The sequence below is a fragment of the Lentzea rhizosphaerae genome (genome assembly GCF_042649515.1).
In the GTDB taxonomy this organism is placed as follows: Bacteria; Actinomycetota; Actinomycetes; order Mycobacteriales; family Pseudonocardiaceae; genus Lentzea; species Lentzea aerocolonigenes.
The window spans coordinates 828,873-854,362 of sequence record NZ_JBHRZI010000011.1; the positions used below are offsets into that span (position 1 = coordinate 828,873).

Consider the following 25,490-nt stretch of genomic DNA (forward strand, 5'->3'; position numbering starts at 1 on the left):
GCGATGCTGCGGGCTGTCGCGGCAGGTCGTGCCGAGGTCACCGGCGGCACGGAGCCCGAGCTGTACGTCGACGGACTGCCCTGCTGCGACCAGATGGCGACGCACGACCTCGTGCACGCGGGACTGCTGCGCCCCACGCAGCCGACGAGCTTCGGCCATCGCGTCGGCGCGGAGCTGACCGACGACGGCCGGGCGGCGCTCGCCGCGAGTTGATCGGCGTGTTGATCGCCCGATGATCGAACATCTGTTCGACATGGGGTATGCTGCGCGCTGAGGCCGGCACGCAAGAGAGAGGAAGCTCTTGCGCGCCGGCCTCGACTACTTCGAACTCAGGCCACCTTCTGCTGCGTGGCAACGTTGAGCCGGTTCCACACGTTGATCGCGGAGATCGCGATCGTGAGCCCGCCGAGCTGGGCCTCGCTCCAGTGCTTCGCCGCCTCGTCCCACACGTCGTCGCTGACGTGCACGCTGGTCATCTCCTCGGCGAGGGCGAACGCCGCCTTCTCCGCGTCCGTGTAGTACGGCACGTCCCGCCAGCCGGCCACGGAGTAGACCCGCTCGTCCGTCTCGCCCGCCTTGCGCAGCAGCTTGCTGTGGTAGTCGATGCAGACCCCGCAGCTGTTGATGATGCTGACCCTCAGGTAGACCAGCTCCAGGAAGTTCTTGTCCAGCCCGGTCTTCTCCGCAGCCTCGGACAGTCCCAGGAGCGCCTGCATCGCACCGGGCACGGTCATCATCGGGTTGGCGATCCTCATCTTCGTTTCTCCCTGTCTTCGTCGTCTTCTGCTCTGTTGACCCGAGGCGCGACGGATGTGTGACAGGTTCTTCGAAGATTTTTTCTCAGGCGCTGACGCCCTGGCCGAGGCCGCCGTCGACGGCCAGCTCGGCGCCGGTCGTGAACGTGGCGTCGAACGCCAGGAAGAGCACCGCGTTCGCCACCTCGTCCATCGAGCCGTGGCGCTTGAGCGGCGTGATGCGGTCGCCCTCCTCCTTGAACTGCTGGAGAACCTCTTCCGGCACACCGGTGACGCCCATCGACGGCGTGTCGATGAAGCCGGGGCTCACGACGTTGACCCGGACGTTGCGCGGCGCGAGCTCCGCGGCGAGGCCTCGCGCGAACGCCCTGACCGCGGCCTTCGCGCCCGCGTAGACGCTCAGGCCGGGCGAGCCCAGCGCGGTGGCGACGCTCGTGGTGAAGACGATCGAGCCGCCCTCCCTGATCAGCGGCGCCAGGTGCTGGGCGGTGAAGAACGCGCCCTTGGTGTTCACGTCGAACGTGCGGTCGTAGTCGGCCTCGCTGGTCGTGTCGAACGGCGTGAGCGTGGAGAAGCCGACGTTGATGAACAGCAGGTCGATCTCCTGGAACCGTTGTGCGACTTCAGCTTTGAGCTTGACGATGTCTTCCAGGTCCGCCGCATCGGAGGCGACGGCGTGTGCCTTGACGCCCTCGGCCTTGTCGATCGTGCGGCCAGTGAGGAGGACCTCCACACCGTTCTCGATCAACAGGTCGACCGTCGCGCGGCCCATGCCGTGCGTGCCGCCGGTGACGACGGCCTTCTTGCCCAGGTACTTCACTTCCGGCTTCTTGATCCCCATGCGGCCAATGCTCGTTCGGCCACTGTCGAGACGACAAGTACCTACTATTTTGTCAGGTACCCACTTTTCGGTAAGGATCCTGGATGAAGCCACGAACCTACGCCTGCGGACTCGACGCGGCCGTCGACGTGATCGGTGGGCGTTGGAAGGCGCTGCTGCTGTGGCAGCTGCACGACGGCCCGCTGCGCACCGGCGAACTGCGCCGGAAGCTGCCCGGCATCAGCGAGAAGATGCTGATCCAGGTGCTGCGCGAGATGGAGGCGGACGAGATCGTGCACCGCGAGGTGTTCCACGAGGTGCCGCCGCGCGTCGAGTACTCGTTGACCGCGCTCGGCCAGAAGTTGAACACCGCGCTGCTGCCGTTGGGCGACTGGGGCGAGGAGAACATGCGGGCGATCGCGCGCCGCCGGGGCGTCGAACCGGCGCCCAGGCACTGAAAGCGCGTCTAGGCCTTGGACAGCAGGATCTCCGCCCACCGCGGCAGCTCGTACCGGCGGGCCGCGGCGGCTTCCCGCACGCGGACCCGGAGCGGGCCGGGCAGCGAGGCGACGTCCATCCGTTGCCTGATCCTGCTCTTGTCCACCAACAGGATTCTGGCAGCGCCCGCGTCGTGGCGTTCGTCGGCCCGAGGGTCCTGGAGCGCTTCGACGATCTCCGCGATCGGCGTGTCGCGCAGGACCAGCCCCGGAACGTCTTCGTACGGCGGGGATTTGGTGAGGTTGCCCATCCCGGACGCGCACCAGGCCAGCAGCTCCAGCACTCCGGTCACGGGGTCGACGCTCCGCATGCGTTTGCGCGCCTCGACCACGTGCTTGGACTCTTCGGGCATCGGCCAGTGGCCGACGAGGTCGCCGGCCATCTCCTCCAGCGCGGGCGGCATCGCGGCGATCCAGGCCAGCCGCTCCGGCCGTTCGGCGCTGCTGAGCAACGGGCCGGGCAAGCCGTGATCTCCCAGCCAACGCAACAACTTCTCGCCGTCCGCGAGTTCCCCGTGGCCGCTGAGCCACTGCCAGGCGAGCGAGATCCCGTGGTGCATCACGACAACGGTGAGACGTTCGCCCCGCGCGTCGAGGAACTCGAACCGGACCTGCCCGCGGCACGCGCACACGTAGCCCGGCAGGTCGGCGACCGTCATGGCCGCCCGCAGCCGGTCGAGGTCGCCGGGCTCCGTCAGGTCGACGACGATCTCGCCGTACCACTCGATCTCGGAGACCCGGACGCTCGCGGCGTCGCGCAGCACGTCGTCCAGCGCGGAGAGCGTCGTCACCGGTCGAAGTACACGACGGTCGCGTCGTCGGAGATCTTCTTGCGCGGCCACTCGACGGCCTTGGCGTCTTCCTTCTCGACCGCGCGCATCTTGCGGATGAGGTCGTCCGGCCCGTTCGCCGCCATCAGCTCGAGAGCCTTGGGCCAGTCGAAGAGGTTGAACAGATCCACCGCACGCGCGGCGCCGTCGGAGAGGATCGCGAGGCGGCGCACGTCCTGGATCGGCACCTCGCCCGTGAGCGCGTGCTCGACGTCGGCCGCGTTCGCACCGGCCGTGCGGTTGGTCTGCGTGTCGCTCACGACGTGCAACTCGCGCTTGGTGTCGACGACGACCGTGGCGTCACCCAGCACCAGGTACCGCAGCACGTCGTCCTTGATCTGCACCATCGCGATCGCCACGCTGGGCGAGTCGGGGTGGTCGAGGTCGCAGGTGCCGTCGTGCAGCGCCGCAGCCTGCGCGATGGCCTCCTTCAATGCCTCCGCAGGCCCGAGGTGCGCGACCCGCAGGATCTCCGCGGAGAGCTGGTCGGCGAACCACCCGACCCCGTGCTCGCACCCGTTCTCCGGCTTGGCCGTGACGCCGTCGAGCACGGCGAGCAGGTTCGGCCCGACCAGGGCGCGGTCCTCGCTCGGCGCCGTCGTTCTACCGGCCTCCGTGGCCATCTGCGTACGCACGTGGATCCCCCCTGCTGGATTGGCGACGACAACCTACACGCCGTCACGGGCGATATCGATCTATCGCCGCCACCACGTCGTTTCTGCCGTAGCTGACGAACCTGTACTTCCGGCCGGACCTGGTGTGCACGGTGAAGCCGGGCGGAAGAACGCCGATCGTGAACGAATCGACGCGCAGGACGTCCGCGAGGCTGATTTCCACGCGTTCGGCCTTGAAGTTGAAGGAATGGGCCTCGAAGAGCAGCCTCTGATCGGTGAGCGTGACCCGTCCGCCGACCTGGACGAAACCCAGAACGAGCCGGGAAGCACTCCTCTTCTCGAGAATGAGCTCACCCGTGGCACGCAGGTCGAACTGTTGGGAAATGATGGCGTCGCTGAAATGCCGACGATAATACGGTTGGTGGAGCTCACTCTCGGGAGGCTCGATCGGCAGCCCGGGGTCCGGCACGCTCGGCACCGCCGCGGCCATCCCCTCGAACAGTGAGGACACCGCCGCTTCCGTGGTTCCGCCGGTGAAGTCGGCGAACTGGATGGTCCGAAGCACGGCGTGCTCCCGCCCGCCCGCACGGACGAGCACCGGCACGACCGGCTTGCCCATCCGAGTCGCGACGGACAACTCCCACGTGCACCACGGAGAATCGAGCATCTCGGGAGTCACGACGCAAACGAACCGATCGCTCTTCTCGATCTTCTCCCGGATCATCGCCTTCCAGGTCTGTCCGGCCCGCAGTTCCCAGTCGACCCAGACGTTGTACCCGGCCCCGAGGAGCAAGTTCGCAATTTGTCGCGCGGCATCGACATCACGCCGGCAGTAGGAGATGAACACGTCCACCAATGTCGCCGATCGTCGAACATCAGGTTCGGTCGCGGGAATCGTAACGACGATTTCGGCAATGCGTCCACAGTCCGCGATTCGCGACGGACACCGGACCCGCTCGACCTGGCGGCCGCGGCTCGCTCGGGTGTCCACGTCGGGCACGGCCGACGCACAGGCCCGGTTCGAGTCCCGCCCGACCCTCCGACACTACAAAGGCCCTGTGACCAGTCGCCTGGTCACAGGGCCTTCTGTCCTGCTGTGGCGGGTAGAGGATTCGAACCTCTGTAGCTTTCGCGACGGATTTACAGACCGGCGCCCACTTAACCCGTGACCAGGGCTTTCGTGCCACAGCAACAGGGCATTGACGCGCCCTTGGCGCGCGCCCGCAGGGAAGGCAGCTTGCAGCCGTGACGTTTGGCCCGCGGGCAGCTCCGTGTTCCGTGACGTTTGAGACCTGGTCGCTTGCGTCACCTCATGACGCAGGACCGTTATGCCTCAACCATCCCAGCACACCAGCGTGGTCCGCTGAGGCCGTCCACGACCCTCTCAGAGCCTTCTGAAACGCGCTCTGCCAACACGCTCGCCTCAAACGCGCCTGATCCCCCGAGAACTCCTGTGACGCTCAGGACGAGCTGGTGCGTCGGCCCGCTCGGTGAGCGCTGCGCTCAGCATCCACTGCTGCAACCGCATTCCATGGTCTCCGTGCTTCACGGAGAACGACACGTAGCCGACCCAGTGGCCCGTGGTAGTGACTGACCAGATCAACACTTCGCCCGGCACAGTCGCCTGAAGGTCGATGCCGTCAGGGACCACACGCCGCAGCTCGTCGATCGGGAAAGCGCGGCCAAGATCTACCCAGCACGGAGCAGGTGGGCGCACCACGATGTGCACGCCCGGCCGTACCGGCGGCCCGCCACTCTCGAACATGTGTGCGAGTATCGCTTATGGCGGGCGCTATACCAATCCTGCCTCACGGCTGTCGCCCTACCGCCTGCGTCCCCAGGGTCGGTAACTTCGGTAACCTCGGTAACCCTGCTGGTCAGGCGGTTACTTTTGATCATGAAGTTACCGATCTCCTCGGTAACCAGTGCTCGCACATCGGTAACCGGTAACCACATCAGTAACCGCCTGACCTGCGCGGTTACCGAGGTTACCGAAGTTACCGATCTCAGGGACACAGGCAGCTAGAGCTAAACCAATCGCTACCGGCCTGGACGCCAAACAACGACCGTCTTGTCATCATGACGCTTCGATCGTGGCAGGCGCACGCCAGACGGATCTGCCCTCTCCTCCCAGTCATGGAGTCGAGCAAGTAGATCACCAAGCTCGCCTGATGACATTTCGGCTACCTCTGCCCACGCAATACCGAGATGATCCATGCCGCGCTGAGCACCATCCGTGGCGAGAACACACCAAGACGCCTGCTCAAGCCGGAACGAATGAACAATCGCGTGCACAGCAGCGTACGGGTCAGCCTCGGCAATCCAGTAGCCACTAGGCTTATTTCGCCGGGACTTCTCTACCTCCTGGAGTTCACGCAGCATCTCCGCGTGAACGTAGTCGTACCCCGCCCCACCACGAAGGCGGTGCCGGTACCTCTCCCGGATTTCAGTGCCAATCGCGCCCAACCGATCGTCTGTTAGTCGAACTTCCGAACCGTCCACAGTTCCCACGATGGCCGTACTATCACCGAGAACGAGAATCTCGAAGGTCTCGGCGCCTTGGCGCGCAATCAACACAGTGGACGAGGGACCACCGATCGGCGGAACTGCCAGTCCCCTAGCGCATTGCAAGATGCTTTTACTTAGCGCCTCACGGAGATCAATACCGTTGATCGACACATTGACCATAAGTGACGAGAGGAGCATGTCGACGTACGCCCCAGCATCGGCCACGGAGGGCGTAAAGCTCGAAGCACCATCCAACACTACGGCGATATTGTCCGTCGCAGACCAGCGATCTTGACCGCGCCCCAACCCTGCCGGAAGAAGTGCGCCATGAAACGTCATCGGTTGCCCCATTGACGAGGCGGAACCAGCACCTCACACGCAACGGGTTCCATCCCATCGAAGGTCGTGGTTACAGCCAAGCTGTACTGAGTGTCCCCAAGGTCAGCGAAAAGATCCACGAGAGAGCGCGTCAAGTAATGTGCGGCACCAACGGAGCCCAATGCATGCAAGCCAGCAATATGTATAACGATCCGGTTGTCCAACTTCCGGCGTGAGATATAGGCATGATCAGCACGAACGGGATGCTCCTGATCCATCGGCGAGAGAAACCGCTCGCCCGTTACTTGGTCAACGATGTACCACTGCACATTGTCGCCCAATGTCATCTTTAGGGCAGGATCTTCCGCCATGAGCTTGTGACCAATATGTGCAGACGCTGGTCCACATACGACCACGGCATCACCTTTAGGCTCCCACTCTTCACGCGGGTCTATCACCACGCGTTCACTGATCGCAAATGCGAGCTTTTCCAGCGTAGCCGACAGGTGAGATCCCGCAGCATCATCCTCTGACGCGATAACAACGTCACCGCGTTCACGAATCAGACGCCCAGGAAGTGCCAGTTCGATCGGACCAACCCCGAAAAAGGCACGCTCAGGACCAGGCGCACTGCCGCGAATCTGCGTAACTCGCCCCTTCGTGATGCCAAGAGCAGCAGCAATCTCTGTATAGCTCATATCTCCCGCACGCCGAGCCTCTTCGATTGCCGCCTTACGCAGGCGTGCCAGCTCCACGGAGCGCTGCTGGTAGAGCGTGATCAGCTCGCCAGCGCGCTTGCCTCGTCGGATGGGGTCGGGGTCAGACCGGACGGACTCAAACTCGTCTGGCACGGCTGTCATGCCACCCGAGTTTAGACCCCCTTGACACGATGCGCACGTGGCTCTAGCTTCGTGTTTAGACCCCCTCAACCACGAGGCGGTACGGCGACCAGAGGGTTTAGACCCCCTACACAGGAGACGAAGTCGTGGAAGAGATCCCCTTCAGGTTCAGCCCCGACGGGTTGGACGAGGGCTCAATCGATGCCCTGATCAGCGAAGTTGCGGACGAGTTGGCGGAGCTGCCGCCAGCCACGTCCGCGTTGCTCGACGGGACCGCGCTGAAGCGCCGCAATCGTCGCGTGATCGAGCGGACCCTCAACGGCACGGTTCGTGCGCTGAACGTCCACGGTCAGGCATCCGCAACGACCGGAACGGCGGCCGCGTGATGGCCACGGACTCTCATCTTCTCGGCATCCCGGCCGAAAGCGAGCGCTGCCCTGACTGCGACGGCTGGGGCGAGGTTCCGGACGAGAACGCCTACCTCGAATGCGACCTCTGTACCGGCACCGGACAGGTCTGGATCGCTCGCGACGACGTGATCGAAGCCCGCGACGTCGACTGCCCCGACTGCTCGCCCCACCCCGACGACGACTGCTCACTTTGCGGAGGTCGAGGTGCCATCACGGTCTGGCCGCTGGCCAAGGACGCCGAGTGCGACGACTGCGCGCTGTGCACGCAGGACGTCGAGCGCACCACCCGGTCAGTCGACGCCTCAGTTTTCTGATTGCCCCGAACCTGCGGCCCATTCCGGCAAGAAGACACCGCAGGTCCGGGTCTCCACCACCCATCAGATGAGTCAGGAGACCATCAGCATGTCCGACAAGACCACGCCCACTCAATCCGGCCTGTCGGCCGTCAGCGACGTCGAGATCATCTCGTTCGGCTACCTGCACGGCCCGGCCCCGGAAGCTGACCTCACGTTCGACGTGCGCCGGTACCTCAGTGACCCGGCCGCCGTGCGGGACACGGGATTGCTCGACTGCGACGGCCGAGACGACGAGGTTCGCCGGGTTGTCCTCGACACCTGGGGAGCACCGGAGACGATCGACCTCACGCTCGGCTTCGTTCTCGCCTTCCCGCACGGCCACCGCTGCGTCATCGCGTTCGGGTGCGCGGGCGGTCGTCACCGCTCCGTCGCTCTGGCCGAAGTCGCCGCAGAGGACCTGCGGACGATGGAGTTCAACGTCACCGTGCGGCACCTGCACGTCCACCTCCCCCGCGTGATCGGCGACGAGTCGACCGGTGGTGCGCGATGAACCAGCAGACCCGCCGCACGCTGCGGCAGATGACCGTCCCGGCCGCGATCGCCTACGTGGTCATCACCGTGCTGACGCTGCTCGCCCGCGTCATCGGACTGGTCGCCGCGCTGATCGCCGACGTGACCGAGCGTCTCGCCGACGCCGGTGACACCGCCTGCGCTGTGGCCCGTGGCCCGGTGCTGGTCACCACGACCGGCCCGGCTGGGGGTGCGGCATGAAAGACGTCTCGCAGTACACCCCGTGGATCGTCGCGATCGGCGCTCTGTCCTTGCTGATCATCTGGCTGTTCGTCCGTGGCGCCCGGCGCCGTGCGGCCAAGGCCACGCGGGTTGTGACGCGGATGGGCGGCAACTTCGGCCGCGCTCTGGTCGCCACGGTGGTGATCGGTGGCATGCAGTGGCTGGTCCTGGCGCACACCACCGATCCCCGGACGTGGGCGGCCGTGCTCGGTTTCCCGGCGCTGTTCGCCGCAGCGCAGTTGGTGCGGATGTTCGCCAGCACTCACGAGGTCGCCGCGAAGTCGAAGGGTGGTCACCGATGACCGAGCACATCAACGGCGCTGTGGCCACGCTCCCGGCTCCGGCGGACACCACGACGCAGGTTGACGCTGCGCCCGTTGACCTCCAGGAGCGCGCCCGGCAGGCGTTCCGCGACAGCGTGGAACGGGGCGAGGCGCTGAGCGGAAAGGCGCTCGGTGAGCTGTTCGAGCGCGGGGAGCGGTGGGGACGGGACCGCATCGCTGAGGTCAAGAAGGACACCGACATGACGACCGTGCCACGCCCGCGTGCCCGCATGGCTGCGCCGAAGGTGACGGAACCAGCCGGCAAAATTCGCGACGTCGCAGGTGAAACGTCACGCGGGAAGGCCGTGCCCGCGGTGCAATCGTCACCCGAAGACGCGTCGCCGCAGGTCGCTCCCGGTGGTCGGCTGGTGTCGTGGGTGGGGTTCGTCTTCGGCAGCATCATGTCCGTCGCGGCGAACGTTCTGCACACGTGGCTTCCGGCCGCTGGCATGGCGCCGGGCTGGACGCCGGGCATCGCGTCCCAGGTGGGTGCGGCTGTGTGGCCGATCGGACTGTTGCTGTCGGTTGAGGTGCTGTCCCGCGTGCAGTGGCAGACCGGTTTCTGGTGGAGCCTCGCCCGCTACGGCGGTGCCGGAACGGTCGCGCTCGGGTCCGCCGTCATCTCCTACGGCCACCTGCGGGACGTCCTGGCGGCATGGGGCTACGGCACGTTGGCCGCTCATGTCGGCCCGCTGGTGCTCGACGGACTGATGGTCATCTCCGGCTTCGCTCTGCTCGCCATGAGCACGCACGGCAAGAAGAAGGGGGCGGCGGCATGACCGCGACGACGGCACCCGGCGGCACGCCGGACGAGCGGGACGCAACGGTGCTGCTGTTCCCCACTGCCGCCCGCACGGACGCGGCAGTGCCCGGCACGGCAGTGGAACCGGTCGGCCCGGTCCTGGACGGCGAACTCGTCGACGAGGACGGCACCGCGACGGTTCCGGCACTGCGGCAGCGCGCCGGGCAGTTGGTGCCGCAGGCACGGCAGGCGGCAGCGGTGGCGGCAACGGTCGGACTGCCGGTGGCACGGGCGGCATACAAGGTGTGGCGCGGCCACGGCGTGTGGATCGGCAGCATGTGGCGGGCGGCAACGTTCGCCTACTACACCGAGCGCATCGATGCCGCCCGCGCTCAGGGCGACGTCGTGGCACTGGCGGAGTGGCAGGACCGCCTCAAGGACGCCAAGGCCACGCGGCGGCAGCGGGTCATGACGGCACCGCGCGCCATCATCGCCGGTGTCACTGCCGCTCTGCTGGTCGTGGTGATCCTGGCGGCACTGCTGTTCCTCATCGGCGTGACCGTGTGGCTGTGGGACGGCGGCTGGACCTGGGACGAGTGGTGGAGCTTCCTCGCCGGTACCGGCAACGTGCTCGGCATCGCGTTCATGGTGGCGTTGCAGGCGTCGGTGTTCGCGGTGCCGGTGGCGTGGCTGGTCGGCGCCTACCGTGCCGGTGCACGTGCGGCAACGCTGCCGGGGTGGGCCATGACGGCGGCACAGCGGCAGGACACCCACACCGTGGTCACGCCCGGCGGCATCGGGCAGGCGCTCGCGCACCTCGGTATCCCGGCACTCAACCGTGCCATCAAGGACGGCTGGACCGTTGAGTTCGCCACGCCTCCCGTGCGGGTGAACGGCAAGGGCTATCAGGCCATGTTCTCCCTGCCGCTCGGTGTCACGCCGGACATGATCAGCGACAAGCGCGACGTGCTGGCGCGCAACCTTCACCGCGACCCGATGGAGGTCTGGCCCAACGCGGCAGAGCGTGCCGGGTTCGTCGACCTGTGGGTCGCTGACCCCGGATCATCGACCAAGCCCGCGCCGGAATGCCCGTTGCTCACCGCGTCCCGTGTGGACATCTTCGACGGCGTGCCGCTCGGTGTCTCGCAGCGCGGTGACGTCATCGCCCCGGCGCTGGTGCAGGCGAACGTGGTCTACGGCGGCATGATGGGCCAGGGCAAGTCCAACGCCGCGCGGGTGACGATGCTCGGTGCCGCGCTGGACCCGCTGGCAGAGCTGTGGGTGTTCGTGTTCGCCGGGAACGGCGACTTCGACGCCTACCAGCCACGCCTCGCCCGCTACGAGCGCGGCACGGACCCCAGCGTTGTCGACGCGGCCCTGGACTCGTTGCGGGAGCTGTACGAAGAGGTCGGCCGTCGTGAGGCGCGCTTGGCCGAGCTCGGCGCCAAGAAGGTCACGCGGGGCTTGGCGGAGAAGCACACCGACCTGCGGCCGATCGTGGCGCTGTTCAGCGAGTGCCACGAGCTGTTCGGCAGCGCGGTAGGTGAAGAGGCGGCGGAGTTCGCGGTGCAGACGCTGCGCCGCGCCCGCAAGACCGGGATCGTCCTGATGTTCGACACCCAGTCCAGCCGGGCCGACGCGATCCCGCCGAAGATCGTGGAGCTGGTGCAGATCAACGTGTGCTTCGCGGTGAAGTCCTGGCGCAGTAACGATGGCTTCCTCGGTGACGGCAGCTTCCAGGCCGGTATCCGGGCAACCGAGCTGCGCGCCGGACGCGACCGGGGAACGGCGCTGATCACGGGCGCGACGGCCGAGCGGTTCGAGATCCTCAAGTGGTTCTACGTCCCGGTCGACGACGAGACCGGCTGGGACGCGGCCACCGAGGTGATCGAGCGTGCGATGACCACTGTGCACCCGGCCGTGACCACGGGCAGCCCGAAGCGCCCGGAAGTCGAGGCGGTGCAACGAGATTTGCTCGAAGACCTGGCGGACGTGCTGGGCCACGACACGGTGCCCGTCGCCGACGTGCCCGCACTGCTGGCCAAGCACGCGCCCGACTGGCCGCCCTACCGCAAGCTCAACGGCAAGCAGCTTCGCGCGCTGCTCGCCAGCGAGTACGGCCTGAAGGTGCCTTCCACGGGCAACCGCTACCCGGTCGATCCGGTCACGATCCGTGAGGCTCTGGCCAACCGCGCTACCGCAGATCTCGACGAGTGACGGAAGCCCCGCGGGCAGCCGAGTTAGGCCGGTGCGATACCCGGAAGACCCTCGAAACGCCGCTCTGGCAAGGGTCCTGCGGCACCGCCTAACTCGCCTCACCTGCTAACTCTTCGCAGCTCAACATCATGATCGGCTACGACTCACCCTCCGGTTAGGAACCTAACCCGGTTCACCGGACCTAACCCGGCTCGATCACCGCTCCGCAGCTACCGGCCGACCAGCCCGTGCGCTGGTCGCCTTCCCTCCGCACGCCCATGTGCGACTACAGAACGTGACAGGAGACAGGTCATGACCACCGACCGTCGCCCGCTCTGCGACCCGCAAGCCGTCCGTCTCTGGGCCGTCCCGCTGCTCACCCGCGCTCAGTCCGCCGGGGTCATCCCGCCCGCAGGAAGCCGGGCCTGGTGCGCGCTCGACGACACCGACCCGCGCAAGCCCGCTGCTGTCGTGCTCGCCGCGCTCACCAGGCTGGAGGAGAACACCCCGGCCGCGATCGACGCCCGTCGGACCTCACGGCTCGACGAGATCGAGCGCGTGTGCCGCGACCGTGCCCGCAGCGCTTCACACGACATGTCCGCCACACAAGCCTGGGGCAGCGCCATCGGCCCCAGCTTCAAGGAGTTGGAGCGGCGCCGTCTGCTGACGAGCACGCTCCCGTGTGGACACCTCGGTTGCACGGCGGTGGTCGAGTTCGTGCACCCGCTGCCCGACGAGTTGGCCGCGCGCCTGCCGGACGTCTCGTCGGTGCGCTGCCCACAGCACCTGCACCACCGCGCAGAGCCCTTGGCAGACAACACGTCCAGGCGGTTGGCGGTGGCCGCGTGAGCGCCTACAGCAACCCCGTGACGCCGGTCGTCGCGCTCGTCGGCGGACCCCAACACCGCCGCGCCTACTTCTACCGCGACTGGCTGGCCAACCGCCTGTCCAGTCGGCGCGGCCGGTACCCGCTCACCCACGCGTGCGGATCGAGCCGCTGCTACCTGCCCAGCGACGACACCTACGAGCACCCCATCGCCAAGGTGACCGACGACTACGGCGACAAGCAGCCCGCGCTCACGCGGGTGTGGGTCTGGGTCGCACCGGAGCAGTGGATGCGTTGGGACCGCGAGTACTTCACGCCCGAGGAAGCCGCCGACGACACCGAGAGGACTGCGGCATGAGGCGCCGTCCCCGACTGCTCGACCTGTTCTGCTGTGGTGGCGGCGCCTCTGCTGGCTACCACGCGGCCGGGTTCGACGTGACCGGTGTGGACATCGAACCCCAGCCCTACTACCCGTTCCCGTTCGTCCAGGCCGACGCGCTCACCGTGGACCTGTCCGGCTATGACGTGGTGGCCGCGTCCCCGCCGTGCCAACGGTTCTGCAAGGCCACGCCCGCCGACCGGCGGGACGATCACCCGGACCTCGTCGACCCGATCCGGCAGCGTCTGCGTGACGCTGTGGCGCGCGGGGAGATCTGGGGCTACGTCATCGAGAACGTACCCGGCGCACCGCTCGAAGATCCCATCAAGATCTGCGGTGACACGCTTCGTCTCGGCGTGCGGCGGCACCGGCTGTTCGAGTCGAACCTGCCCCTGTATGGCACGCCCTGCCACCACGACCGCAGCGCGCCATCCGTGCCCGTCTACGGCACCTACAACCAGCGCGGAGGACGAAAAGCCCTCGAAGGGGATTCGTCACCACTCGCCTACACCACCGAGGAAGCCCGAGAGGCGATGGGCATCGACTGGCTGCCCTGGCCATACCTCACCCAAGCCATCCCGCCGCCTTTCACGATGTGGATCGGCGTTCAACTCCTCGGCCACGCGCGCCATCGCGTGACGCAAGCGACCAGGTCGCAACCGTCACGAGGTGACGCAACCAGCCGGCAAAACCTCGTGACGGGTGACGAATCCGCAGCTCATGAGGGTGCTGCCCGCGGCTCTTCCGTCACCACCCGCACATGCAGGTGCGGCAAGGAACTCATCCGTCCGGACACCGGCCGTTGGCCGCGCCACTGCTCGCACGCCTGCCGACAAGCCGCTTACCGCGACCGCACCAAGAGGAGCGCAGCATGACCGCCGCACTGAGGATCCTTCCGACTCCGGCCGTACTGCCTGGGCATGAAGTCCTGGACCAGGTCCGTGACTTCGTAGCGAGGTTCTCCGCGTTCCCTTCGGAGCACTGCGCGCCGATGCTCGCGCTTTGGTACGCCCACACCTGGGTTGCCGATGCCTTCTACACCACGCCCCGGTTGATCCTGTCTTCTCCTGAGCCGGGTTCGGGTAAGACGCGGGTGCTCGAAATCGCTCAGCACCTGACCAGGGAAGCGGAGATGACGGCAGGCGGTTCTGCCGCCGCGCTCGTCCGCATGGTCGCGGCCGGGCCGATCACCATCCTGATGGACGAGGTTGACGCGATCTTCGGAGTCGGCGGAACGGGCAACGAGGACGTCCGCCAAATGCTGAACCTCGGCTACAAGCGAACGGCCACCATCCCGAAGTCCAAAGGCGACCCGGCGACCGGGTTCACGGTGGAGCGCCTTCCCATCTTCGCGCCCGCTGCACTGGCCGGGTTGGCAGGAAGGATGCCGGACACCATCACCACCCGCGCGATCACCATTCACCTGCGGAGGCGTCGTCACGACGAGCGGGTGGAGTCCTACCGGGAATCGAAGGTGACGCGGGCGGCCGAACCGATCCGCGAAGCGCTGAGCACGTGGGCAACGAGCATTGGTGAACGGCTGGTCGAGGCAGAGCCCGACATGCCGCCCGGTGTCGACGACCGGCCCGCCGAGATCTGGGAACCGTTGCTCGCGATCGCCGACGAGGCTGGAGGGCATTGGCCGCACACGGCGAGGAAAGCCTGCTCGCACTTCGTTCACGAGGCGACCGCGAAGCCCGTGTCAGACGGCGTGCGGCTGCTTGCTGACCTGCGCGCATTGTTCCGCGCTCGCATGTCGGATCGGCTCAGCACGGCCGAGATCTTGTTGGCACTGCACGAGATGGACGACTCGCCGTGGTTTGACTTCCACGGCAAGCCGCTCAACCCGCGCACGCTGTCCGCCGAACTCGGCACCTACGGCGTGAAGGTCAAGACGTTCAAACACAACGGGACGCCGACGAAGGGCTACGTCGTCGACGGCGAACACGGTCTCTCCGATGCGTGGTCTCGGTACTTGCGTGCAAACGACGTGGACGGGGGTCAGCAATGAGCACGTTCCTGACGGTTGCCGAGTTCTGCGCTGAGTACAGGGTTCCCCGTTCCACGCTCTACGACTGGTTGGCGAAAGGCATGGCACCGCGACACGCGAAGCTGCCGAACGGCCAGTTGAGGTTCAGGCGCTCCGACGTCGAAGAGTGGTACCGATCTTGCGAGGTGGCGGCCTGATGATCACGTCAACGAAGGTCCGTATCTGGGAGATCGGTGCGCCCTACAAGGGCAAGCGCAAGATGAGCTACTACGTGCGCTGGACTGTGGAAGGTCAGCCGTTCAAGGAGACGCGTGGAACTAAGGCTCTGGCGAACAGCTTCCGCGCCAAGCTCGTCATCGCAGCCGCTGACGGTGTTCCGTTCGACGTCGAGTCCGGGCTACCGGTCACGTTGATCCGCAAGGAAACCACATCAATGTCGTGGTTCGAGCTGGCTTGTGCATACGTCGACATGAAGTGGCCGGACGCTGCACCGCGACACCGCCAGTCCATTGCGGACGCGCTCACGCCAATCACGGAAGCGATGCTCACGAGTTCGCGCGGCAGGCCGGTTCAGAAGGTGCTGCGTAAGGCTCTGCGGGTGTTGTTCAACTCCGTGGAGCGGGACGGCGTGCACCCGTGCGAGATCGCCGACGCGCTCACCTGGTTGTCACGAAACACACGCCCGATCGCCGACCTCAACAAGCCCGATGTGCTTCGCGCCGTGGTCAACGAGTTCGAGCGCAAACTCAACGGTGAGAAAGCAGCACCGGACACCATCCGCCTGCGCCGAGTGACGTTCGGTGGCGCGCTCGACTTCGCGGTGGAGAAAGGCGCGCTTGCCGAGAACCCGTTGAAGCAGGTCAAGACGACGAAGCGCAAGACGGTGTTCCACGAGGTTGACCGCCGATCGGTCGCAAACCCCGTCCAGTTCCGCACGGTGCTCAACGAGGTTCCCGAGTGCGGGCGTATCGGCCGCAGGCTCAAGCTGTTCTTCCAGTTGCTCTACTTCGCAGGGCTTCGTCCTGAGGAAGCGACCAATCTCCGCCGGAACGACCTCGCGCTGCCTGAGCGGATGTGGAACTACGAGACGGACCAGTGGGAAGTCCACGAGTGGGGTGAGATCTACCTCGACAGCGCTGCGCCCGAGGTGGGCGCTGAGTGGACGGACAGCCGAACCAGGAACGAGGAACGCAGCCTCAAGCACCGTGAGGTGACCGAAGGGCGCACGGTGCCGCTCTCTCCCGAGATGGTGCTGAGCGCCTGGGAGCACTTCGATGAGTTCAGCATCGCGCCCGATGGGCTGCTGTTCGTCGGAGAGCGGGGCGGCCGACTAGCCAGCTCGACCTACGGCCGCGTGTGGGGCATGGCACGTGCACGCGCGTTCACGCCTGAAGTGGCCGCTACGCCTCTCGCGAAGCGTCCGTATGACCTGCGCCACGCGTGCGTGTCGAACTGGCTCAACGCGGGCGTGGAGCCACCGCGCGTGGCCAAGTGGGCAGGGCACAGCCTCGCCGTGCTGATGAGGGTCTACGCGAAGTGCATTGACGGCGGTGAAGAGCTTGCACGCCGCCTTGTCCAGGCGTCTCTAGGTTCGCCGAACTTTGGCGTGCCCTTGGCGCGAACCGCCGTATAGGCCCGGTTCGAGCCGTACACAACCGGACAAGACTACAAAGGGCCTGTGACCAGTTCTCGCTGGTCACAGGCCCTTTGATGCTGCTGTGGCGGGTAGAGGATTCGAACCTCTGTAGCTTTCGCGACGGATTTACAGTCCGCTCCCATTGGCCGCTCGGGCAACCCGCCCCACACCGTCGTAACGGTGCGGGCAGAACAATACATAACCCCTTCGGGAGGCCCCAAATCGGGGTCCCCCAGTAGCATCGACGCAGGCTGTGACCCCGAGATCGTTGAGGAGTGAAGTCGTGGCGGACCCGTCGTTCGACGTGGTGAGCAAGGTGGACCGGCAGGAGGTCGACAACGCGCTCAACCAGGCGGCCAAGGAGCTGAGCACGCGCTTCGACTTCCGCGGGACCAACACCACCGTGGCCTGGGCCGGCGAGGAGGCGATCACCTTCACCTCCGAGACCGAGGAGCGCTGCAAGGCGGCGATCGACGTCTTCCAGGAGAAGCTGGTCAAGCGGAACATCTCGATGAAGGCGTTCGAGGTGGGCGAGCCCGCGGTGTCCGGAAAGGTGTTCAAGGTCACGGGAAATCTCGTGCAGGGCATCTCGTCGGAGAAGGCCAAGGAGATCGCCAAGAAGATCCGCGACGAGGCGCCCAAGGGCGTTCAGGCGCAGATCCAGGGCGACCAGCTGCGGGTGTCGGGCAAGAAGAAGGACCACCTGCAGGACGTCATCGCCCTGCTGAAGAGCTCCGACTTCGGCATCGCCCTCCAGTTCACCAACTACCGGTGAAGGGCATCGTCCTCGCCGGTGGCAGCGGGACGCGCCTGCACCCGATCACGCAGGCCGTCTCCAAGCAGCTGCTGCCGGTCTACGACAAGCCGATGATCTACTACCCGCTGTCGGTGCTCATGCTGGCCGGCATCCGGGAAGTGCTGATCATCTCCACGCCGACGGACTTACCGCTGTTCCGGCGGCTGCTGGGGGACGGTTCCCAGTGGGGCATGAGCTTCTCGTACGCCGAGCAGGCCGCGCCGAACGGGCTCGCGGAGGCGTTCGTCATCGGCGCTGACTTCGTCGGTGGCGACGACGTGGCGCTGGTGCTGGGCGACAACATCTTCTACGGCCAGGGCTTCTCGAGCACGTTGCAGCACCACGCGTCCTCTTTGGACGGTTGTGTGCTGTTCGGGTACCAGGTGAAGGACCCCGAGCGGTACGGCGTGGGCGAGGTCGACGAGACAGGGAAGCTGTTGTCGATCGAGGAGAAGCCGAAGGAGCCGAAGTCGAACCGGGCGATCACCGGGCTCTACTTCTACGACAACGGTGTGGTGGAGATCTCCAAGAACCTCAAGCCGTCGCCGCGCGGCGAGCTGGAGATCACCGACGTCAACCTGCACTACCTGCGCGAGGGTCGCGCTCAGCTGGTGGACCTGAGCCGCGGGTTCGCGTGGCTCGACACCGGCACGCACGACTCGCTGCTCGAGGCCGGGCAGTTCGTGCAGGTGCTGGAGCACCGGACCGGCGTGCGCATCGCGTGTCCCGAGGAGATCGCGCTGCGCATGGGCTTCATCTCCGCGCAGGAGTGCTACGCGCTCGGCGAGAAGCTCGGCAAGTCCGGGTACGGCGAGTACCTCATGGCGGTGGCGCAGGCAGGCCGTTAACCGGCCCTGCGCGCCATCTCCTCGAGCCTGCGGACGCGGTCGGCGATCGGCGGGTGGGTCGAGAACCACTTCGCGAACTGCTCCCCCGAGCGGAACGGGTTCGCGATCATCAGGTGGCTCTGCGACACCACCTCCGGCTCCGGTGCGAGCGGCGCCGCCCGCGTCCCCAGCTCGATCTTGCGCAACGCACTCGCCAGCGCGAGCGGGTCGCCGGTGAGCTCGGCGCCGGACTGGTCTGCCTGGAACTCCCGCGACCGGCTCACGGCCAGGCGCACCACGGTGGCCGCGATCGGGCCGAGCAGCGCGATCAGCAGCAGGCCGAGCGGGCCGGGGCCGTCGTCGTCACCGTCGCCGCCTCCGAAGATGCCGGCGAGCAGGGCGAGGTTCGCGAGCATCGTGATCACACCGGCCAGCGCACCGGCCACGCAGCTGATCAGGATGTCGCGGTTGTAGACGTGCGCGAGCTCGTGGCCGAGCACGGCGCGCAGCTCACGTTCGTCGAGCAGGTCCAGGATGCCCGTGGTGCAGCACACGGCCGCGTTGCGCGGGTTGCGGCCCGTCGCGAACGCGTTCGGCGCGATGGTCGGGCTGAGGTAGAGCCTGGGCATGGGCTGGCGCGCCTTCTGCGACAGCTCCCGCACCATCGCGTAGAGCACTGGTTGCTCCACCTGCGACACGGGCACCGCCCGCATCGCGCGCAGGGCGAGCTTGTCGGAGTTGAAGTACGCGTAGGCGTTCACGCCCAAGGCCAACAGCAGGCCGATGACCAGCGCCGTCCGGCCGAACAGCCCGCTGATCACCACGATCAGCGCGCTCATCCCACCGAGCAACGCGGCCGTCTTCAACCCGTTGAAGTGCTTGTGCACGGTTCCGCCTCCGGGTTTTTACGTCCTACCTCTCAACGAACCAGGCCTCCTGCCGGTTCCTGTCGCCGTTTCCGGCGCGGCCTCGGCAGCGGGGTCGAGCGGCGGTGGCGGCGGCACCTTCTCGACCCACGTGGCCAGCACGTCCCGTTCGTGAACCAGCTCCGCGACGGCTCCGTCTCCCTCGACCGAGCCCGTTCCCGGATAGCCGAACTCCGGTGCCCAGTGCAGGGCGTCGAACGGGCAGACCTCGACGCAGATGCCGCAGTACAGACATTGGCCGTAGTCGATCGCGAACCGGTCGAGCACGTTGCGGCTGCGCGGCCTGGCGCTGCCCGGCTGCTGTTCGACCTCGGTGTGGCTCGTGATGTGGATGCACCAGTCAGGACACTCGCGCGCGCAGATCATGCAGACCGTGCAGTTGGCCTCCAACAGCGCGATGACGCCCCTCGTGCGCGGCGGAAGGCTGGTCATGACGTGCTCTCCTCTTCACGGCGCGGGCCCCACGACGGGTCCGGTACGCCAGGCGGCGCGGTGCGGCGACGACTCGGGGCGCTCGTGTTGTCCTCGCCCGGCTCCAACCGGCCGGGCCACGGGCGCACGACGCGGGAGGCCAGCACGAAGTCCTTGCGCAGCGGGTGGCCCTCGAAGCTGTCCGGCAGCAGCAGGTGCTCGGGCTCGGGCTCGGCCTCGACGCTGATGCCGAACATCTCCGCGGCCTCGCGCTCGTGCCAGCGCGCGCCCTTCCAGAGGTGCGCGACGCTCGGCAGGGAGTCGGTCTCGCCGAGCTCGGTCCGCAGCATCGCGCCCTCGCGTGTGCGCGGGTCGATGACGTGCAGGAACACGGCGTGACGTTGACCGGAGGCACCCGGCCTGCCGGCGTCCTCGACGCCGAGCCAGTCGAACATCACGCAGCCCTCGGCGTGGTGACGCGTGGCGGTGCCGAGCCAGTCCGCGAGCTCGACGTGGTGGACCGTCTGGCCGAAGGCGGTCTTCGCGGTCATGAGTTCACCAGCCCGTGCAGCGCCTTGAGGCCTTCGAGCAGCGCTTCCGGCCGCGGCGGGCAGCCGGGAACGGCGACGTGGACCGGCAAGGCCTGGTCGATGCCCTTGGTGACGCTGTAGGAATCCCAGTACGGGCCGCCGGTGTTGCTGCAGGCGCCCACGGAGATCACGTAACGGGGTTCGGGCATGGCCTCGTAACTGCGGAGCACAGCGGGCAACATGACGTCCGTGACGGTGCCGGAGACGACGAGAACGTGTGCCTCGCCCGCGCCGTCGACCGGCGCGACGCCGAGGTCGGGAAGGCGGTCGAGAGCGGCCATCACTTCGACTCCGCAGCAGGCGAGCCCGAGTTCGAGGACGGTGACCCGGTAGGTGGTGCCCCAGTTCAGGACGACACCGTCCGGGCGAGCGGAAACGGTCACAACCAGCGAGGGTAATACTTGGGGGCCCACCGGCTTGCGCCTGGCGGACCCCCACCCCCCAATGATTCCCCCCGGAATCGGCTCCCACGCGTGGTCGCCGCAGATAGTTTTGTACACCCGCCGATAAGAGTCCAGGGATTTGCGGACAAGATCTCCAGATAATTTGTCGGCGAACTGCGGTCAAGTTCAGTTCAACTGATCGGTAGAACACCAGAGAGGGTTCCGATGTCCGGCTCGTCCCAGTTGGTGCTCCCCACCAGCACTTCACTGCATCGCCTGCTGAACATGCCCGGCGCACTCCTGGATACCACGTTGGACCAGCTCAGGACGCTGTTGACGGTGCACGAGACCCGTTCGGCCCTACGAGCGGCTCGGGCGTTGGGACGAGAGCAGTCGAGCGTTCAGAAGCAGCTCGACACGTTGAACAGGAACTTCCGGCAACTGTGCGGTGAACCGCTCGTGGTGAAGCAGGGGCGCGGAAAAGACGTGCTGTTCACGCCTACTGGTGAGTCACTCGTCGAATTGGCGCGGGAGACGCTCGCGGAGTGGCTCGACGGAATTCACGAGTGCCGCCGCAAGCTCGGCACGACCGTCACCGTCGGCACCACGCGATACATGCTCGACACGCTCGCGAAGGCGTGGCACCACGTCTCGGACGAGTTCCGCGAGCGCGACGTGGACCTCAAGGTCGTGCACATCCGCACCAAGGACATCTGGGCGAAGCTGGAGACGCAGGAGGTCGACCTCGTGTGCGGCAGCGTCGTGACCAAGGCCGGTGCCGGCTGGGAACGCCCCGAGTTCGACGTGATCGAGTGGCGGCGCGGCGGCCTGGCGTTGCTGACGAATCTGCCGGAGACGGTTGTCGGCGACCGGGTGCGGGTACCTCAGTTGAGGTCGGTCCCGTTGGTCGTGCCGGGGGCGGGGCTGATCGCGGAGTTCCTGCGGGGGTGGTTCGGGCCCGACTACCGGCAGGACCTCGACATCGCGGCCGAGATCGACGAGATCCAGTACGGCATCTCGCTGCTGCGCTCGAACCTCGTCCAGGGAGCCATGATCGTGACGTCTGGTTTGGGCGTGGTGGCGTCGAACAACGAGCTCCGGGAAGGCGGAGGGCTCCGCGTCGTCGAGCTCTCAGATGACTCGCTGGAGCGACTTGTCGGGGTTTTCGCCCGAACGGACGAGCTGGCGAAGCATCCGGCGGATCACCCGCTGAACCTGCTGTGGTCGGCCTTCAATGCAGAAGCGCCCCGGCCGTAGCCGAGGCGCCTCTGCTGTTTCCTTCTACTTCTTCGCGGGTGTCATGGCGTCGTGCTCAGGCCTCCGCTGCTCGACTTTGGGGCGCTGTTGGGCTTTGGCCATCTTGGCCAGCCAGTTCGTCGCCTCCGAGCGGATCTTCGCCAGCTCGTCGTCGCGTGCCTGTTGCTCGTTCATCGGCCACTCCCTGCGTTCGGGGATCGCTTCGATGGGAGCACTACCGGGCGTGTGCCCGCTAGGGCCGCCATGCTTGTGGGTGAACCTGATTGACAGCATCGCCCGCCGATGGGTTTCACGCACCCCGACACGGCGAAACTGGCGTCTTTAGTACCCCCGGTACCCGCCGCCCAGGTTCATGCTGACCAACCCGGGGTGGTTCTGGAAGCCGCCGTAGCGCGCGTACGTGTAGCGAACACCGGCGATGATGTTGTCGACCGGCGCGAGGATGTTGTCGTAGCCGGGCAGCTTGTAGGCGCGGAACGTCGGGTCGATGCACTGCATGAGGCCCTTGGACGGCGTGCCGCGCAGCGCGTTGGAGTCCCAGTTGTTGACGGCGTTCGGGTTGCCGTTCGACTCCTTGATGATGATCGTGTAGATCTCGTCGATGCTGTTGTTGTCGATGTTGGTGCCATTGGCCTGCAGGACCTTGATGGCTTCCTTGATCCAGCCTTCGATCTCGCGCTGCTTGGCGGGCTTGCGCATCTCCGCCTGACGCTCGGCCTCGGCCTTGGCGGCGGCCTCGCGCTGGGCGTGGGCGTCCGCGGCGACCTTGGTGGCCTGCTCGAACGTCTGCATGGCGTACATCTGTTGGAACTGCAGGAGACGACCGACCTGATTGCCGGGGTTCACGTCGTGGATCGTCTGGATCGTCTTGGTGGCCTGCTGGTCGGGGAGAGCGCCCAGCTCGGCCGCGCCGGCGGCGAGTTCCGTGGAAGAACCGCTGGTGGCGGCGTTGGCGATGGCGGCGGTGCCGGCGGCGACACCTGCTGCGACGACGATGGCGCTCACGCGGTGGGCGAGCGGAACCTTGTCGTCCTCGACGCGATGCGCGCCGGGTTTCACTTCTGGTCTGGGCACGACCGTGTACACGGTTCGGCCATCGGCCTTGCTGTGCCGGGCCAAGGGGGAGCCTCCTGCGTCGGGGAGCTTGGCCACCGGACTTGCTCGGCGGGGGATTCCGGGCCGGACTTTGGACCCTAGATGCTGCGGTTCCTGTGTCCTGCCGGTGACCAAACCGTTATCGGCGGGCGAGAACGTAACCTCGCGTCACGAGCGCAGGCAAGCTTGAGCGCCCGTTGGGTGACTCTCGTCACGTTTCCGAGTGGTTGGGCTATCCGTTGCTGACAGACAGTCAACGAGCCGATTGCTCCATGCATAAGTTCATCGTTGCCTCCTGACGAACTGGCGAAGCTGTCTGTTAGTTCGGTGTGAGCCCAGCTCTCGTTATGGGTTAGTTCAACGACCACGCGATCGAGTGATGCCGTCACGCTTGGTAGTGGGTTTCGGGGGCGGAGTGCTGACCTGCGCGGACTTGATCGCTGGACAGCGTTTTGTGCTGTTCTGATGAGAGGTACGGAGGGCAGGGGCCGACGGTTCACCCGATGTTGTGGGTTAACGGTTGCGCTTCTGCTCCAGCGCCTTGAGCGCCCAGTCCGCGCTGTCGGTCGGCCCACTGTTGAACGCGATGGCGGCCTGCGGCTGATGCCAGTGGACGAGGTTGACCACGGCCTGGAAGAGGTCCAGCAACTCCGCGGCCTTGCGAATGCCGCCACCGACGACCACGCACTCGTACTGCTTCTTCTCGAGGTGTTCGACGATCGTGGCGTGGGCAGTGCTGTCGGGCTCACCGAAGCCGATCAGGCACTGGTCTTCCACCATCCCCAGCTCGGCGAAACGCTTGCTGCCCTCGTCGAGGCTCGCGGCGACGGCGCCAGGCTCGAAGCCGGGGATGGTGTCGGGAGAGAAACCGATCAGGAGAACGTTGGTCACGTCCTCGAAGCTAGCGATTCCGCTTCTGCTCCAGCGCCTTGAGCACCCAGTCCGGGCTGTCGCCGGCGCTGTCGTTGAAGGCGATCGCGGCGTCCGGCTGGTGCCAGTGCACGAGGTTGACCACGGCCTGGAAGAGCTCGAGCAGCCCCGGCCCCTTGCGGATGCCGCCACCGACGACCACCGCGTCGTAGGAGTTGCTTTGGAGCTTCTCGACGAGCTCGGCCTGAGCGCGGCCGTCGAGCTCGGCGAAGTCGATGAGGAAGAGGTCCTCGGCGAGCCCGAGCTCGGCGAAGAGCTTGCTGCCCTGCTCGATGGCGGCGGCGACGGGGGCGGGGTCGAAGCCGGGGATGGTGTGGGGGTCGAATCCGATCACGAGGATGTTCGGCACGCTTCGACGCTACTGCGGAGATCACGGGCGCGTCGGGGTCGATTCCGTTCGGTCCGCAACCGGTGGCGTCGTAGATCGCAGAATTGGCGACCATGACGATCACGTTGTCCGTGCCGAAGACCGCGTCAGCAGTCGCCCTGCGGCTGCGCCCCTGGCGGATGGACGACTTGCCGACACTGCTCGCGGCGCATCGTGACCCGGTGATGCGCCGTTGGCTGGCCACGTCGCTGGCGGACGAGACCGAGGCCGAGCAGTGGCTCGACACCCAAGCGGCCGGCTGGTCCTCTGCGACGCGGTTCAGCTTCGCGGTGGTGGCAGACGACCGATCGCCCATCGGTCACGTGGTGGTGAAGGCCGGGACTGCCGGTGTGGCAGAGGTCGGCTACTGGACCGTCGCCGCGGTGCGCGGTCAGGGCATCGCCGCCCGTGCCCTGGACACCGTGTCGCGATGGGCGCTGGAGACGCAGGAGCTGGTCCAGCTGACCCGCATGGAGCTGCTGCACGCGAGGGGCAACCAGGCCTCCTGCCGTGTGGCGGAGAAGTGCGGTTACCTCCTGCGCGACCTGCTACCCGCCGCTCCCCCTGCGTTCGCGGACAGCGGCCACCGGCACGTGCGGACGCCGTCCGGAGGCACGGCCACCAGATGACCGGACAAGGCCAGGTGAGTGCAGGTACATCGCACGAGACAGAGAATCTGTGGTGGCGAGAGTAGACATTCTCCGTCGCGCCGATGTACTCTTCTCCTGGTTGAACAAGAGACAACATGGCGCGGGAGATGACGAACTACCCGCGAGCTCGATCAGCAAGTGCAGGACGGTCAGATGTGCCGGAGCCGATCAGTGAAAGGGGTTCCGGCAGGTGACCGAGGGCAGTCGGTGGAAGTGAAGCCGGCACGTGCATGAGGTCCGGCGCCGACAGCCACGTGAGAAAAGGTAGTAATCAGAGGAGAAGGGAAGGGTTGCACCCCATCGGATCGCCCGCCTTCGGCTGAACTCTGCCGAACGGGTACCGCAGTTCCATCAGATTGGAAGGTGGTCTTCGGTTACGCACACGCGATCCCCGCTTCGCCCGCTACTCACAGGGGTCATGCGGACAGAGAGAGTCGATCTCACGGTCGGCTAGGTGGAAGTGAAACCCAACAACCCTGGGGCCCCG

33 protein-coding genes, 1 tRNA gene and 1 pseudogene are annotated in these 25,490 nt (G+C 66.5%); 19 read left to right on the forward strand and 16 right to left on the reverse strand.

The features are described from left to right. Positions 1-3 precede the first annotated feature (3 nt). On the forward strand, positions 4-213 hold the full coding sequence (locus tag ACFOWZ_RS11460) for a hypothetical protein (RefSeq protein WP_382371808.1): 210 nt from the start codon (positions 4-6) through the stop codon (positions 211-213). Positions 214-329: 116 nt separating this feature from the next. On the opposite strand, the gene ACFOWZ_RS11465 is transcribed toward ACFOWZ_RS11460, so the two are convergent. Both ACFOWZ_RS11465 and ACFOWZ_RS11470 read right to left on the reverse strand, forming a co-directional pair. Further along, positions 330-755, reverse strand: a complete 426-nt coding sequence (locus ACFOWZ_RS11465; RefSeq protein WP_382371810.1) for a carboxymuconolactone decarboxylase family protein — start codon at positions 753-755, stop codon at positions 330-332. Between the two features lie 85 nt (positions 756-840). Then, positions 841-1,596 carry an SDR family NAD(P)-dependent oxidoreductase gene (locus ACFOWZ_RS11470; RefSeq protein ID WP_382371812.1) on the reverse strand — a complete coding sequence of 252 codons (756 nt, stop codon included), beginning with the start codon at positions 1,594-1,596 and terminating at the stop codon, positions 841-843. 83 nt (positions 1,597-1,679) lie between these two features. On the opposite strand from ACFOWZ_RS11470, the gene ACFOWZ_RS11475 reads away from it, so the two are divergent. Further along, positions 1,680-2,033: a winged helix-turn-helix transcriptional regulator gene (locus tag ACFOWZ_RS11475; protein WP_382371814.1), complete on the forward strand. Its 354-nt coding sequence runs from the start codon at positions 1,680-1,682 to the stop codon at positions 2,031-2,033. Positions 2,034-2,041: 8 nt separating this feature from the next. Here ACFOWZ_RS11475 and ACFOWZ_RS11480 read toward each other — a convergent pair whose 3' ends face one another. The 5 genes from ACFOWZ_RS11480 to ACFOWZ_RS11500 form a co-directional block, all read right to left on the reverse strand. Then, a complete protein-coding gene (locus ACFOWZ_RS11480) occupies positions 2,042-2,863 on the reverse strand; it encodes a hypothetical protein (RefSeq protein WP_382371816.1) in 822 nt (273 codons plus the stop codon). Beyond that, the gene (locus ACFOWZ_RS11485; RefSeq protein ID WP_382371818.1) at positions 2,860-3,537 is read right to left on the reverse strand and encodes a protein phosphatase 2C domain-containing protein; all 678 of its coding nucleotides are present in this window, start codon (positions 3,535-3,537) and stop codon (positions 2,860-2,862) included. Before ACFOWZ_RS11485 ends, ACFOWZ_RS11480 begins: the two co-directional genes overlap by 4 nt. Before the next feature lie 43 nt (positions 3,538-3,580). Beyond that, positions 3,581-4,363: a toll/interleukin-1 receptor domain-containing protein gene (locus tag ACFOWZ_RS11490; protein WP_382371820.1), complete on the reverse strand. Its 783-nt coding sequence runs from the start codon at positions 4,361-4,363 to the stop codon at positions 3,581-3,583. 1,193 nt (positions 4,364-5,556) lie between these two features. Then, positions 5,557-6,363, reverse strand: a complete 807-nt coding sequence (locus ACFOWZ_RS11495) for a hypothetical protein (protein ID WP_382371822.1) — start codon at positions 6,361-6,363, stop codon at positions 5,557-5,559. Further along, positions 6,360-7,202, reverse strand: a complete 843-nt coding sequence (locus ACFOWZ_RS11500) for a helix-turn-helix domain-containing protein (protein ID WP_382371824.1) — start codon at positions 7,200-7,202, stop codon at positions 6,360-6,362. The genes ACFOWZ_RS11495 and ACFOWZ_RS11500 overlap by 4 nt, the downstream gene beginning before the upstream one ends. A gap of 125 nt (positions 7,203-7,327) precedes the next feature. On the opposite strand from ACFOWZ_RS11500, the gene ACFOWZ_RS11505 reads away from it, so the two are divergent. The 13 genes from ACFOWZ_RS11505 (at position 7,328) to ACFOWZ_RS11565 (ending at position 16,768) form a co-directional block, all read left to right on the forward strand. After that, on the forward strand, positions 7,328-7,567 hold the full coding sequence (locus ACFOWZ_RS11505) for a hypothetical protein (RefSeq protein ID WP_382371826.1): 240 nt from the start codon (positions 7,328-7,330) through the stop codon (positions 7,565-7,567). Further along, on the forward strand, positions 7,567-7,905 hold the full coding sequence (locus ACFOWZ_RS11510) for a hypothetical protein (protein WP_382371828.1): 339 nt from the start codon (positions 7,567-7,569) through the stop codon (positions 7,903-7,905). The genes ACFOWZ_RS11505 and ACFOWZ_RS11510 overlap by 1 nt, the downstream gene beginning before the upstream one ends. A gap of 67 nt (positions 7,906-7,972) precedes the next feature. Beyond that, positions 7,973-8,437 (forward strand): RapZ C-terminal domain-containing protein, encoded by a 465-nt coding sequence (locus ACFOWZ_RS11515; RefSeq protein WP_382371830.1) that lies wholly within the window; start codon positions 7,973-7,975, stop codon positions 8,435-8,437. Continuing rightward, positions 8,434-8,658 carry a hypothetical protein gene (locus ACFOWZ_RS11520; protein ID WP_382371832.1) on the forward strand — a complete coding sequence of 75 codons (225 nt, stop codon included), beginning with the start codon at positions 8,434-8,436 and terminating at the stop codon, positions 8,656-8,658. The genes ACFOWZ_RS11515 and ACFOWZ_RS11520 overlap by 4 nt, the downstream gene beginning before the upstream one ends. Next, entirely contained in the window at positions 8,655-8,981 is a 327-nt protein-coding gene (locus ACFOWZ_RS11525) for a hypothetical protein (protein WP_382371834.1), read from the forward strand. Before ACFOWZ_RS11520 ends, ACFOWZ_RS11525 begins: the two co-directional genes overlap by 4 nt. Next, on the forward strand, positions 8,978-9,781 hold the full coding sequence (locus tag ACFOWZ_RS11530; RefSeq protein WP_382371836.1) for a DUF2637 domain-containing protein: 804 nt from the start codon (positions 8,978-8,980) through the stop codon (positions 9,779-9,781). The genes ACFOWZ_RS11525 and ACFOWZ_RS11530 overlap by 4 nt, the downstream gene beginning before the upstream one ends. Next, complete coding sequence (locus ACFOWZ_RS11535) at positions 9,778-11,961, forward strand: cell division protein FtsK (RefSeq protein ID WP_382371838.1); 2,184 nt, start codon at positions 9,778-9,780, stop codon at positions 11,959-11,961. Before ACFOWZ_RS11530 ends, ACFOWZ_RS11535 begins: the two co-directional genes overlap by 4 nt. Positions 11,962-12,252: 291 nt before the next feature. Then, positions 12,253-12,789 carry a DUF2742 domain-containing protein gene (locus ACFOWZ_RS11540; RefSeq protein WP_382371840.1) on the forward strand — a complete coding sequence of 179 codons (537 nt, stop codon included), beginning with the start codon at positions 12,253-12,255 and terminating at the stop codon, positions 12,787-12,789. Further along, entirely contained in the window at positions 12,786-13,124 is a 339-nt protein-coding gene (locus ACFOWZ_RS11545) for a hypothetical protein (RefSeq protein ID WP_382371842.1), read from the forward strand. Before ACFOWZ_RS11540 ends, ACFOWZ_RS11545 begins: the two co-directional genes overlap by 4 nt. 86 nt (positions 13,125-13,210) lie before the next feature. Next, positions 13,211-14,020 carry a hypothetical protein gene (locus tag ACFOWZ_RS11550; RefSeq protein ID WP_382371844.1) on the forward strand — a complete coding sequence of 270 codons (810 nt, stop codon included), beginning with the start codon at positions 13,211-13,213 and terminating at the stop codon, positions 14,018-14,020. Beyond that, entirely contained in the window at positions 14,017-15,156 is a 1,140-nt protein-coding gene (locus ACFOWZ_RS11555; protein WP_382371846.1) for a DUF3631 domain-containing protein, read from the forward strand. Before ACFOWZ_RS11550 ends, ACFOWZ_RS11555 begins: the two co-directional genes overlap by 4 nt. Further along, a complete protein-coding gene (locus tag ACFOWZ_RS11560) occupies positions 15,153-15,332 on the forward strand; it encodes a helix-turn-helix transcriptional regulator (RefSeq protein ID WP_382371848.1) in 180 nt (59 codons plus the stop codon). The genes ACFOWZ_RS11555 and ACFOWZ_RS11560 overlap by 4 nt, the downstream gene beginning before the upstream one ends. Further along, entirely contained in the window at positions 15,332-16,768 is a 1,437-nt protein-coding gene (locus ACFOWZ_RS11565; protein WP_382371850.1) for a tyrosine-type recombinase/integrase, read from the forward strand. Before ACFOWZ_RS11560 ends, ACFOWZ_RS11565 begins: the two co-directional genes overlap by 1 nt. Positions 16,769-16,854: 86 nt before the next feature. Here the strand turns inward: ACFOWZ_RS11565 and ACFOWZ_RS11570 are convergent. After that, positions 16,855-16,935 (reverse strand) — tRNA-Tyr (locus ACFOWZ_RS11570). A gap of 119 nt (positions 16,936-17,054) precedes the next feature. On the opposite strand from ACFOWZ_RS11570, the gene ACFOWZ_RS11575 reads away from it, so the two are divergent. After that, positions 17,055-17,546 (forward strand): YajQ family cyclic di-GMP-binding protein, encoded by a 492-nt coding sequence (locus tag ACFOWZ_RS11575; RefSeq protein ID WP_090046484.1) that lies wholly within the window; start codon positions 17,055-17,057, stop codon positions 17,544-17,546. Then, the gene (gene rfbA / locus ACFOWZ_RS11580; protein ID WP_382371852.1) at positions 17,543-18,415 is read left to right on the forward strand and encodes a glucose-1-phosphate thymidylyltransferase RfbA; all 873 of its coding nucleotides are present in this window, start codon (positions 17,543-17,545) and stop codon (positions 18,413-18,415) included. Before ACFOWZ_RS11575 ends, rfbA begins: the two co-directional genes overlap by 4 nt. On the opposite strand, the gene htpX is transcribed toward rfbA, so the two are convergent. The 4 genes from htpX to ACFOWZ_RS11600 are packed head-to-tail and all read right to left on the reverse strand — an operon-like array spanning position 18,412 to position 20,704. Next, positions 18,412-19,281, reverse strand: a complete 870-nt coding sequence (gene htpX / locus ACFOWZ_RS11585; RefSeq protein WP_382371854.1) for a zinc metalloprotease HtpX — start codon at positions 19,279-19,281, stop codon at positions 18,412-18,414. The two genes, rfbA and htpX, sit on opposite strands and share 4 nt — an antisense overlap. 18 nt (positions 19,282-19,299) lie before the next feature. Further along, a complete protein-coding gene (locus tag ACFOWZ_RS11590) occupies positions 19,300-19,752 on the reverse strand; it encodes a 4Fe-4S binding protein (protein WP_030473526.1) in 453 nt (150 codons plus the stop codon). Next, positions 19,749-20,282, reverse strand: a complete 534-nt coding sequence (locus tag ACFOWZ_RS11595) for an NADH-quinone oxidoreductase subunit C (protein ID WP_382371856.1) — start codon at positions 20,280-20,282, stop codon at positions 19,749-19,751. Before ACFOWZ_RS11595 ends, ACFOWZ_RS11590 begins: the two co-directional genes overlap by 4 nt. Then, positions 20,279-20,704: an NADH-quinone oxidoreductase subunit B gene (locus ACFOWZ_RS11600; RefSeq protein ID WP_382371858.1), complete on the reverse strand. Its 426-nt coding sequence runs from the start codon at positions 20,702-20,704 to the stop codon at positions 20,279-20,281. Before ACFOWZ_RS11600 ends, ACFOWZ_RS11595 begins: the two co-directional genes overlap by 4 nt. Positions 20,705-20,989: 285 nt before the next feature. Here ACFOWZ_RS11600 and ACFOWZ_RS11605 point away from each other — a divergent pair, with 285 nt between their 5' ends. Further along, positions 20,990-21,961 carry a LysR family transcriptional regulator gene (locus ACFOWZ_RS11605; protein WP_449280280.1) on the forward strand — a complete coding sequence of 324 codons (972 nt, stop codon included), beginning with the start codon at positions 20,990-20,992 and terminating at the stop codon, positions 21,959-21,961. A gap of 24 nt (positions 21,962-21,985) precedes the next feature. Here the strand turns inward: ACFOWZ_RS11605 and ACFOWZ_RS11610 are convergent, their stop codons facing one another. From ACFOWZ_RS11610 to ACFOWZ_RS11625, 4 genes and pseudogenes are all read right to left on the reverse strand, one after another. Then, complete coding sequence (locus ACFOWZ_RS11610; protein ID WP_156094437.1) at positions 21,986-22,135, reverse strand: hypothetical protein; 150 nt, start codon at positions 22,133-22,135, stop codon at positions 21,986-21,988. A gap of 147 nt (positions 22,136-22,282) precedes the next feature. Then, positions 22,283-22,633 (reverse strand): annotated as a pseudogene (locus tag ACFOWZ_RS11615) (transglycosylase SLT domain-containing protein); the annotation flags it as partial. 936 nt (positions 22,634-23,569) lie between these two features. Beyond that, positions 23,570-23,947 (reverse strand): hypothetical protein, encoded by a 378-nt coding sequence (locus tag ACFOWZ_RS11620; RefSeq protein ID WP_382371863.1) that lies wholly within the window; start codon positions 23,945-23,947, stop codon positions 23,570-23,572. A 10-nt stretch (positions 23,948-23,957) separates the two neighbouring features. Then, entirely contained in the window at positions 23,958-24,335 is a 378-nt protein-coding gene (locus ACFOWZ_RS11625) for a hypothetical protein (RefSeq protein ID WP_382371865.1), read from the reverse strand. Positions 24,336-24,427: 92 nt separating this feature from the next. Here ACFOWZ_RS11625 and ACFOWZ_RS11630 point away from each other — a divergent pair, with 92 nt between their 5' ends. Then, on the forward strand, positions 24,428-24,982 hold the full coding sequence (locus tag ACFOWZ_RS11630; protein ID WP_382371867.1) for a GNAT family N-acetyltransferase: 555 nt from the start codon (positions 24,428-24,430) through the stop codon (positions 24,980-24,982). Positions 24,983-25,490 lie beyond the last annotated feature (508 nt).

Bases quoted from the DNA above. Each gene is read 5' to 3' on its own strand.
- ACFOWZ_RS11460 (WP_382371808.1), top strand. From the start codon at position 4: ATGCTGCGGGCTGTCGCGGCAGGTCGTGCCGAGGTCACCGGCGGCACG.
- ACFOWZ_RS11465 (WP_382371810.1), bottom strand. From the start codon at position 755: ATGAGGATCGCCAACCCGATGATGACCGTGCCCGGTGCGATGCAGGCG.
- ACFOWZ_RS11470 (WP_382371812.1), bottom strand. From the start codon at position 1,596: ATGGGGATCAAGAAGCCGGAAGTGAAGTACCTGGGCAAGAAGGCCGTC.
- ACFOWZ_RS11475 (WP_382371814.1), top strand. From the start codon at position 1,680: ATGAAGCCACGAACCTACGCCTGCGGACTCGACGCGGCCGTCGACGTG.
- ACFOWZ_RS11495 (WP_382371822.1), bottom strand. From the start codon at position 6,363: ATGACGTTTCATGGCGCACTTCTTCCGGCAGGGTTGGGGCGCGGTCAA.
- ACFOWZ_RS11500 (WP_382371824.1), bottom strand. From the start codon at position 7,202: ATGACAGCCGTGCCAGACGAGTTTGAGTCCGTCCGGTCTGACCCCGAC.
- ACFOWZ_RS11510 (WP_382371828.1), top strand. From the start codon at position 7,567: ATGGCCACGGACTCTCATCTTCTCGGCATCCCGGCCGAAAGCGAGCGC.
- ACFOWZ_RS11515 (WP_382371830.1), top strand. From the start codon at position 7,973: ATGAGTCAGGAGACCATCAGCATGTCCGACAAGACCACGCCCACTCAA.
- ACFOWZ_RS11520 (WP_382371832.1), top strand. From the start codon at position 8,434: ATGAACCAGCAGACCCGCCGCACGCTGCGGCAGATGACCGTCCCGGCC.
- ACFOWZ_RS11525 (WP_382371834.1), top strand. From the start codon at position 8,655: ATGAAAGACGTCTCGCAGTACACCCCGTGGATCGTCGCGATCGGCGCT.
- ACFOWZ_RS11530 (WP_382371836.1), top strand. From the start codon at position 8,978: ATGACCGAGCACATCAACGGCGCTGTGGCCACGCTCCCGGCTCCGGCG.
- ACFOWZ_RS11535 (WP_382371838.1), top strand. From the start codon at position 9,778: ATGACCGCGACGACGGCACCCGGCGGCACGCCGGACGAGCGGGACGCA.
- ACFOWZ_RS11540 (WP_382371840.1), top strand. From the start codon at position 12,253: ATGACCACCGACCGTCGCCCGCTCTGCGACCCGCAAGCCGTCCGTCTC.
- ACFOWZ_RS11555 (WP_382371846.1), top strand. From the start codon at position 14,017: ATGACCGCCGCACTGAGGATCCTTCCGACTCCGGCCGTACTGCCTGGG.
- ACFOWZ_RS11560 (WP_382371848.1), top strand. From the start codon at position 15,153: ATGAGCACGTTCCTGACGGTTGCCGAGTTCTGCGCTGAGTACAGGGTT.
- ACFOWZ_RS11565 (WP_382371850.1), top strand. From the start codon at position 15,332: ATGATCACGTCAACGAAGGTCCGTATCTGGGAGATCGGTGCGCCCTAC.
- ACFOWZ_RS11590 (WP_030473526.1), bottom strand. From the start codon at position 19,752: ATGACCAGCCTTCCGCCGCGCACGAGGGGCGTCATCGCGCTGTTGGAG.
- ACFOWZ_RS11595 (WP_382371856.1), bottom strand. From the start codon at position 20,282: ATGACCGCGAAGACCGCCTTCGGCCAGACGGTCCACCACGTCGAGCTC.
- ACFOWZ_RS11605 (WP_449280280.1), top strand. From the start codon at position 20,990: ATGCCCGGCGCACTCCTGGATACCACGTTGGACCAGCTCAGGACGCTG.
- ACFOWZ_RS11610 (WP_156094437.1), bottom strand. From the start codon at position 22,135: ATGAACGAGCAACAGGCACGCGACGACGAGCTGGCGAAGATCCGCTCG.
- ACFOWZ_RS11630 (WP_382371867.1), top strand. From the start codon at position 24,428: ATGACGATCACGTTGTCCGTGCCGAAGACCGCGTCAGCAGTCGCCCTG.